The 7,670-nt window shown below is 43.0% G+C and carries 8 protein-coding genes; 7 read left to right on the top strand and 1 reads right to left on the bottom strand.

The features are described 5' to 3' along the window. Nucleotides 1–884: transposase (locus ABFX15_RS02340; RefSeq protein WP_346023922.1), on the bottom strand; the 884-nt coding region annotated here is incomplete at its 3' end. Between the two features lie 273 nt (nt 885–1,157). Between ABFX15_RS02340 and secG the strand changes: the two genes are divergently transcribed. The 7 genes from secG to ABFX15_RS02305 all read left to right on the top strand — a co-directional run. Then, nucleotides 1,158–1,388: a preprotein translocase subunit SecG gene (gene secG, locus ABFX15_RS02335; protein ID WP_346023921.1), complete on the top strand. Its 231-nt coding sequence runs from the start codon at nt 1,158–1,160 to the stop codon at nt 1,386–1,388. Between the two features lie 330 nt (nt 1,389–1,718). Then, nucleotides 1,719–2,459 carry an alpha/beta hydrolase gene (locus ABFX15_RS02330; RefSeq protein WP_346023920.1) on the top strand — a complete coding sequence of 247 codons (741 nt, stop codon included), beginning with the start codon at nt 1,719–1,721 and terminating at the stop codon, nt 2,457–2,459. Further along, nucleotides 2,460–4,829 (top strand): ribonuclease R, encoded by a 2,370-nt coding sequence (rnr, locus tag ABFX15_RS02325; RefSeq protein WP_428830577.1) that lies wholly within the window; start codon nt 2,460–2,462, stop codon nt 4,827–4,829. 15 nt (nt 4,830–4,844) lie between these two features. After that, nucleotides 4,845–5,306: an SsrA-binding protein SmpB gene (gene smpB / locus ABFX15_RS02320; protein WP_346023919.1), complete on the top strand. Its 462-nt coding sequence runs from the start codon at nt 4,845–4,847 to the stop codon at nt 5,304–5,306. 165 nt (nt 5,307–5,471) lie between these two features. Then, nucleotides 5,472–6,155, top strand: a complete 684-nt coding sequence (locus ABFX15_RS02315) for a histidine phosphatase family protein (protein WP_346023918.1) — start codon at nt 5,472–5,474, stop codon at nt 6,153–6,155. Between the two features lie 181 nt (nt 6,156–6,336). Next, nucleotides 6,337–7,326 carry a PTS sugar transporter subunit IIC gene (locus ABFX15_RS02310; protein WP_346023917.1) on the top strand — a complete coding sequence of 330 codons (990 nt, stop codon included), beginning with the start codon at nt 6,337–6,339 and terminating at the stop codon, nt 7,324–7,326. A gap of 143 nt (nt 7,327–7,469) precedes the next feature. Next, nucleotides 7,470–7,670, top strand: a 201-nt coding sequence (locus ABFX15_RS02305; protein ID WP_346023916.1) for a hypothetical protein, incomplete at its 3' end; no start/stop codon positions are given.

The raw sequence follows: 7,670 nt of genomic DNA, 5'->3' as shown, positions 1-7,670 counted from the left end.
ACATCGTCCTTTCCTTTAATCGAATGGTTCGTTAATAATTTCATGGGTTTTGCCCCATAACCATACACGACAACCATATAGAGAGGCGTATCTTGTAGAACGGGTAGTTTTACTTTAATATGGCTAACCTTTAAGTGATATTTTTCGCCTTGAATCTCTGTCTTAAAGTTGATTTTTCCTTTTCGGCGATTCGCTAAATCCGGCACTTTTATTCGACGGTTTTTATGGAGTAAATAACGATTATCATTCAGACGAGTAATAAAGTGATGCCCGAGCTCTTCAACATACTCATAGATCATGTTTCGGTCATAACCGCGATCCATCACGAAAGTTGCCTTTTTCTTTCCTAAAAAAGTGTGGACGGTATTAAAGCCTTTGGCTATTTCTATATTCTGACTTTGAAAATCTTCTTCTTTGGAAGAGTACAAATGATTATAAAGCGGTAAGGGATGTTTGGTTTTCGGAGTAGCCATTGAAAAATTAAGGGTAGGATAACCTTTTTCTAGCACATTTTTTGAGGCATCACGCACTAGCGCTAAGTCTTCCATTTTTTCAGCATATGGTTTAACGATTTCTGATTCATCAACAATAACCAAAGGGTTATCCGGAATAGATGTTTTTAAAGTATTTAAGTAGTTTCGATGGACCTGTTTCAAATCGTTTTCTTCAGCAGCATTACGAGATAAGCGCTTAATGGTGTACTGTAAATCAATCTTTTCTTCTAAGGCTCGTGCAATATCTGATAATAGTGTGTTTTGCGCCTTAGACATTCCATATAAAATATCACTGTAAAATTTCTTTCGCGGTTTCGAAAGACCTTTGGTCAATTTTTCTAAAAAAGTAAGTAAATTTCGCTTCATTTGATAAATTTCCGTAGATTTCATGGTAGAATAACCTCAGTTCCTGTTTTTGTTTTTTTGTTTTGTTGTGACTCAATTATAACATGGAACAGGATGCAAATAGTCCACAGATTTATACTGTGGACAGCTAAAAAGTCCGAGGAATCCATGTTTTCCACATGTGTATTTCTCGGGCTTTTATAGTTATTCTTTAAATTAGAGAATTTTGGGTAAATTCAAAATAATAGGGACTGGAAAACGTGAGCGGGGTGTGTTATCCTATAAAATAGGAGATTTGTAAGAAGGAGGTCTATACTCATGTATGAAATTCTGTTAACGGTTATGCTTATCTTATCTGTATTCATTATCATTGTTATTGCCATGCAACCGACAAAAACTCAAAGTGCATCCAATGCCTTCATGGGCGGAGCGAGTCAATTATTCGGTAAACAAAAAGCCAGAGGATTCGAAGCAGTACTGATCAAGACAACGATCGTCAGTCTGATTTTATTCTTCGTGCTGTCCTTCTTATTGACACGATTCTTTTAAGCTGAAATGAATGTGAATCTTAAGTACTCCTGTTAACTGTTTTCTCAGTAAGCACTCTGCTTATTGGATCTGGTTAGAAGGAGTGCTTTTTTATTGCCTCTAAAGCTTTTCTTATTGTGAGGGGGATGTACACATTTAAGTGCTGTCTAGCTTCTCGCACCAGCCTCTCGATAAAAAGATAAATTTACCCATTGCGCAGGATGCTCATTCGGGGTAAATTTCCTATTTTCTTGTCGAGGCTGAACGGCACGTGAAGCTTTTCTTATTGTGTTTTGGTACAAAAATGTGTCAAATTAGGGTAGAATGAAGAAGAGACTTAAGGAGGATATTATGAAAGATAAATCATTATTTTACGAAAGTGGAAAACGAGCAGTTCTGCTCTTTCATGCGTTCACTAGTAACCCGAAAGACATGCTGAGTCTGGGACGCGCGCTGGAGAGGGCAGACTACACTGTCTATGCTCCAGTATTTTCAGGTCACGGGACTAATGATCCCGACGACTTGTTTGACTATTCGATCAAGGACTGGGTTCAGGACGGGAAGGATGCGCTGGCCTTTCTTAAGGACAAAGGCTACGACGAGGTGGCAGTCATGGGCTTGTCTCTGGGTGGAATCGTAGCGACTGATCTCCTGCTTAACGAGGACGTCATAGGCGGTGGGACGTTTGCTTCTCCGGTTATATCTGAATATGATACAAACGTGCCCGAGCATTTCATGATCTGGTATGAACATATGAAAGAGCAGGCGGGCTATTCGAAAGAAGAAATTGCGGGATTGAAAACTTCAGCTGAAGTTAAAGTCCAGGCCATACTTGATGGGGTCCGTGCGCATGTCGCTGAAATGGAGAAAGAGTATGACCAGTTGAACAAAAAACTATTTATAGCACAGGGTGGACAAGACGAGATGATCAATGATCAGTCTGCAGTCAAATTTAAAGATGCCCTGGTCAATGCGGATGTAGACTTCCATTTCTATGAAGATGCGCCGCATGTACTGACAACAGGAAAGATCGGGAAAGACGTGCAGATCGATGTACTGACTTATCTGTCTTCCTTAGAATGGAGTGATTAAATGAGTTCTGAAAAAGACAAGGAACTAGCAAGAAAAGAACTGAAAAAACAGATCCTAGCATTTATGAATGAACAGGACGGCCAGTCAGTTGAAGTCAATGAGATCAGTGAAGGGCTGGGTCGTTCAGGGTCCAATGCCTTTAAGGAACTGGTCCAGGCTATTGCTGAACTGGAAAGAGAAGAAAAAATAGTCCTGCTTTCAAGTGGTAAATTCAAGTTGAAACAAGCTTCGTCTGCTATGCAGGGACGCTTTAGTGGAAACGATAGAGGATTCGGATTCGTCACAATCGAAGAATATGAATCGGATATCTTCATTCCACCAACTGAAACAAATTCAGCATTGAATGGTGATCTGGTCAAAGTAGAAGTGACTCAAGAAGCAATGCCATGGAAAGATAAAGGTCCAGCTGGGAAAGTCGTTGAAATTATTGAACGGGGGACCACCGTCGTCTTTGGTGAATTCCACCCTTATACGGATGACGAAGTGAAAGAATTAGGCCTGTATGGCTTCATTACCCCTCACAATCAGAAACTGCCGAGTGTTCTAGTCAAGATTGAAGCAAAAGGGATTCGCCCGGTCGAGGGTAGCATTGTTCAAGTTGAACTGACCGAGTATTCTGATACTGCAGGAAATCTGGATCTGAAGGGGATTGTCACCAATACTATCGGACATAAAGATGAGCCGGGGATTGAAATCCTGACTATTGTGCACAAATACAATATCCCTTCTGAGTTCCCAGAAGATGTGCTTGAAGAAGCAGAATCCGTACCGGATACGATTTCTGAAGAAGACACCGAAGGAAGAAAAGACCTCCGTGATGAAATGATCATTACGATTGACGGAGCAGATGCGAAAGACTTGGATGATGCGATCCAAGTGAAGAAACTGGACAATGGCAATTACTATCTGGGCGTCCATATTGCAGATGTCAGCCATTACGTCACAGAAGGCAGCCCGATGGACAGAGAAGCCTTTGAACGGGGAACCAGTGTGTATTTGACCGACCGCGTTATCCCTATGCTGCCGCAGCGTCTTTCAAACGGAATCTGCTCTCTGCACCCAAATGTCGACCGTCTGACACTGAGCTGTGAGATGGAAATCGACAGAAACGGAGCTGTCGTAGATTATACAATCTCACCAAGTATCATCAACTCTCATTACCGCATGACTTATACTGCGGTAAATGAAATTCTTATGGACAAGGATGCTCAACGTAGAGAAGAGTACTCTGAAATTGTCGATATGCTTGAGCAGATGGAAGACTTGCATAACATTCTTGAAAAAAGAAGAGAACAGAGAGGATCTATCGACTTTGACACACGCGAAGCAAAAATCGAAGTCGACCCTCAGGGGATGCCAGTCGATATCCTGCTTAGAGAACGTGGTGTCGGTGAACGCCTGATCGAATCGTTCATGCTGTCTGCAAATGAAACGGTATCTGAACATTATGCCAAACAGCATCTGCCTATCCTGTACCGTGTTCATGATCGCCCTGACGAAGGAAAAATGCAGCGATTCATCGAATTCGTTTCCAGCTTTGGAATCAATGTCAAAGCAACGAAAGAAAATATCAGTCCAAAACTGCTTCAGGATATTCTGGATAAGGTAAAAGGCAAGCCGGAAGAAGGCGTCATCAGCATGCTGCTCCTGAGATCCATGCAACAGGCTAAGTATGATGTGGAGCCGATTGGCCACTATGGTCTGGCTGCGGACTACTATTCGCACTTCACCTCACCGATCAGACGTTACCCTGACCTGATTCTGCACCGTCTGATTCATTACTATACGGAAGTGGATAAATCAGGAAAGGCGAAGAAACGCTGGCAGGAAATGCTGCCGGAAATCGCTGAGCACAGTTCTGTTACTGAAAGACGAGCAGTAGATGCTGAACGTGAAACAGATGAACTGAAAAAAGCGGAATACATGCAGAGCAAGATGGGCGAAACCTTTGAAGGTGTCATTACTTCTGTGACTAATTTCGGGATGTTTGTCCAGCTAGCCAATTCGGTCGAAGGACTGGTTCACATCTCGAACATGAACGATGACTACTATGAATTCAACGAACGGGATATGCTCATGATTGGTACCCGTACCGGAAAAGTGTACCGAATCGGGGAAGCTGTCAAGGTGAAAGTCATCGGAGCCGACACAGATAATTATCAGATCGATTTTCAGCTTGAAGAAGATGAATCGAAGAAACCTGATGAATCGCGTAGAGTCAGACGCCGTAAGAAACAGGACAGTTCTAAAAAAGGAAGAGGTCCACGCCGCGGCTCAAAAGATGACAAAAGTAAGAACGATAAAGATAAAGGAAAAGGTCGGTTTAAAGGAAGAAGAAAGACCAAGAAGCCTGGAAAAAAACGTAAATGATAGAGGGGGATTTACATGCCCAAAGGAGAAGGCAAGTTAATTGCCCAGAATAGAAAAGCCCGTTACGAGTATACGATTCTCGAAACGATCGAAGCTGGCATTGTGCTTAAAGGAACGGAAATCAAGTCCATCCGTGCCGGCCGGATCAACTTGAAAGACGGTTATGCCAGTATTAGAGATGGTGAAATCTGGCTGTATAATGTCCACATTGCACCATTTGAACAGGGGAATCAGTTTAATCATGACCCGGTACGTCCACGTAAACTGCTGATGAAGAAAAAAGAGATCGACAGTCTGTATGGAGAAGTCAAACAGGGCGGGAACACACTGGTTCCGCTTAAAGTCTACATCAAGAACGGTTTTGCCAAAGTACTGATCGGCCTGGCCAAAGGGAAGAAACAGTATGACAAACGTGAGACCATCAAGCGACGTGAACAGGACCGTCAGATGAGACGGGCAATAAAAGATAACTACTGATTTAAGATTAAAGCATCGGAACAGATCGGAAACCCGGCTGGTCTGATGCTTTTCTTGATTCAGATAAACAATGGCGTCTACGTGGAAAAGCAGGGCTAGCTGTCGATTATCCTAAAGACGTCTGTTAGAATAGATAGAGAGAGAAAAAGAAAGCGAGGAGCTAGTATGGCTGAAAAAGGGGTAACAATTTATTTTGTCCGACATGGCGAAACGTACTTCAATTATTATGGACGCATGCAGGGATGGAGCAACACACCATTGACCGACCACGGAAAAGAGGATGTCAGACGATGTGGACGTGGCCTGAAAGATGTCACGTTTGATGCAGTCTACACAAGTGATCTGTCCCGGACCCAGGAAACAGCTTCCATCATTCTGGAAGAGAATGGGCAGGTAGATAAAATGGACATGGTTCAGATGCCGGAATTCCGAGAAGTTTTCTTCGGGTCGATGGAAGGCATGTACGGTTCGGATGCTTACGATAAAGTTAGAGATTATCTGGGATACGACACATCAAAAGAAATGTTCAGAAATACAGATGTACCTCAACGGATGAATGCCTTCCGTGCGGTTGATCCGGAAAAGCATGCCGAAGACTTTATGATGTTCTGGTCACGCGTTGAGCAGGGACTGATCAAACTGATCGACAAGCACCGTGATTCAGGAGAAACCATTCTTTTAGTTGCACACGGTGGAACGATCCGGTACATCCTGGAGAATCTCATTCCGGATCTCACACGATCTAAATCATTACTTAATGCCAGTGTGTCTGTGGCCAGATATGAAGACGGACTATATCATCTTGAAAAATACAACGATGTCTCTCATTTTAGGGACGAAGCAGAATAACCAAAGAACAAACTGTGGCCATTCTCCTCTTTGTTGCAGACCTGCTATAACAGGCTTGCGACAAAGAGGATTTTTTGTAGATACATCCGTTACGAGTTTATCATCAAATTTTCATGGATAAAAATTAAAGCTAATGAAATAACCTACACCGTGGATCAACTCAAAGAAAAGGGGAGATTTGATGGATACAATGGAAAAGGAAACATTCAAGACTTTCAGCAATAAAGTACTGACGGGAACAGCGAGTGGAATTGTCATTGGACTGATTCCTGATGCCATACTAAGCGGTATCTTTGAAGCTCTTACACCATACAGCACTATTTTCAGCTCCCTTTCTGCTGTAGTAGGCACGATGCAGTTCCTTACAGCAGCAATGATTGGCGTTCTGGTAGCCAACCAGTTTAAACTGAATGCGATTCAAAGCGTCATTGTGGGAGCCGCCACTTTTCTCGGATCGGGGGCTTACAGTGTATCTGAAGCCGGCATCACGCTTCTAGGGATAGGCGATCTGGTAAATATTATGCTGACGGCGGGCTTTGCTGTTTACCTGACCAGGAAACTGAATGACCGTTTAGGATCAATGACGCTTATTCTCCTGCCGATTATAGTAGGAGTCGGATCGGGTACTGTTGGACTGCTGATGCTCCCTTATGTATCATCAGCTACCTCAATGATTGGACATATACTTAACAGCTTTACGATTCTTCAACCACTCCTGATGACTATATTGATTGCCATAGCCTTTTCCATCCTGATTATTTCACCTGTCTCAACGGTTGCCATAGCCATAGCCATCGGGATCAGCGGCCTAGGAGCGGGTGCTGCAGCTATAGGTGTGACTGCTTGTACAGCGGTTCTAGTCATCGGATCTAAAGAAGTCAATCAGAAAGGAACGACGCTGGCTATCTTGCTCGGTGCCATGAAAATGATGATGCCGAATCTCGTCAGACATCCAAAACTACTGATTCCGGTTATATTAAATGCAATATTGTCCAGTATAGGTGTGTATTTATTTAACATCCAAGGGGTTCCGCAGACAGCGGGCTTCGGTATTGTAGGGCTAGTTGGGCCGATTCAGGCACTGGAAACTGGTACAGGACTGCTCCCGGTTTTCATTACAGAACTATCAAGCGTGAAAGCCCACGGTTTTAATCGTGGGATGAGAGCGTAAATTGAGATAAATGTCTGATTGTTTTGTCTTCTTTTTCTTTTAAAAATAGGTGTACCTTTCTATAGCCTTTCCGTTGACGGAGTGATATACTAAAGTTAACAAAAAAAGAACACACGTTTGTATTCGTGATAGAGGTGAAGCGAGTGAAAAAAGAACAGACACAGTCCTGTGTTAAAGTGCTCAAAGTGAAATTAAAGCCGACTAAAGAACAAGCAGCTGAATTGACCCGGCTATCCAAAGAGTATATTTATCACGCCAACCAGCTTGTCCAGAAGGCTGTATCAGATGGCCGCTTTCCAACAGTCACTTCCAGACACATTGAGACGTCTATTCCTTCGGTAGTC

The organism is Alkalibacterium indicireducens, from assembly GCF_039522005.1.
GTDB classification, from domain to species: domain Bacteria; phylum Bacillota; class Bacilli; order Lactobacillales; family Carnobacteriaceae_A; genus Alkalibacterium; species Alkalibacterium indicireducens.
Note: the sequence above shows the minus strand (reverse complement) of the source record. Positions and strands in the feature narration are given on the sequence as shown.

Bases quoted from the DNA above. Each gene is read 5' to 3' on its own strand.
- secG (WP_346023921.1), top strand. From the start codon at position 1,158: ATGTATGAAATTCTGTTAACGGTTATGCTTATCTTATCTGTATTCATT.
- ABFX15_RS02330 (WP_346023920.1), top strand. From the start codon at position 1,719: ATGAAAGATAAATCATTATTTTACGAAAGTGGAAAACGAGCAGTTCTG.
- rnr (WP_428830577.1), top strand. From the start codon at position 2,460: ATGAGTTCTGAAAAAGACAAGGAACTAGCAAGAAAAGAACTGAAAAAA.
- smpB (WP_346023919.1), top strand. From the start codon at position 4,845: ATGCCCAAAGGAGAAGGCAAGTTAATTGCCCAGAATAGAAAAGCCCGT.
- ABFX15_RS02315 (WP_346023918.1), top strand. From the start codon at position 5,472: ATGGCTGAAAAAGGGGTAACAATTTATTTTGTCCGACATGGCGAAACG.
- ABFX15_RS02310 (WP_346023917.1), top strand. From the start codon at position 6,337: ATGGATACAATGGAAAAGGAAACATTCAAGACTTTCAGCAATAAAGTA.